Source organism: Enterobacter cloacae complex sp. P12RS, from assembly GCF_014895875.1.
Taxonomy (GTDB): domain Bacteria; phylum Pseudomonadota; class Gammaproteobacteria; order Enterobacterales; family Enterobacteriaceae; genus Enterobacter; species Enterobacter bugandensis.
This window is the reverse complement of record NZ_JADBQO010000046.1, coordinates 1-581: the sequence shown is the minus strand read 5'-3', so window position 1 is coordinate 581 and position 581 is coordinate 1. Positions and strand designations below refer to the sequence as shown.

General features: G+C 50.3%; 1 protein-coding gene. It reads left to right on the top strand.

Annotated elements, in window-relative coordinates; all coding sequences use genetic code 11:
- Window positions 1–172: 172 nt before the first annotated feature.
- Window positions 173–581 (top strand): ABC transporter substrate-binding protein (locus IM284_RS20400; RefSeq protein WP_193055874.1); only part of this gene is annotated, 409 nt, incomplete at its 3' end.

Sequence of the window (581 nt, the reverse complement as noted above, 5' to 3'; positions counted from 1 at the left end):
GTCGGGCTTATCATATATTCATTTCAAATTAGCTATTCCAAAATCATAAAAATGGGGTATGTTTTAGCAGAGTATGCTGAAAAAGCGCGAACAGCACACCAATAACTGAAATAAAGCGCTGCACAACAACATCACAACAATCGTAATAACCATAATAATGGGGAATATCAGGATGAACATGAAGGGTAAAGCGTTACTGGCAGGATGTATCGCGTTGGCATTCAGCACCATGGCGCAGGCAGATATTAAAGTGGCCGTGGTGGGCGCAATGTCCGGTCCGGTAGCACAGTACGGCGACCAGGAATTTACGGGCGCAGAACAGGCGGTTGCAGACATTAATGCTAAGGGCGGCATCAAGGGCGAAAAACTGCAGATCGTAAAATACGACGATGCCTGTGACCCGAAGCAAGCGGTCGCGGTGGCGAACAAAGTGGTCAACGACGGCATCAAATACGTTATCGGTCACCTGTGCTCCTCTTCTACTCAGCCCGCGTCTGACATCTACGAAGACGAAGGTATTCTGATGATCACCCCGGCTGCGACCGCACCGGAGCTGACCGCGCGCGGCTACAAGCTGACCC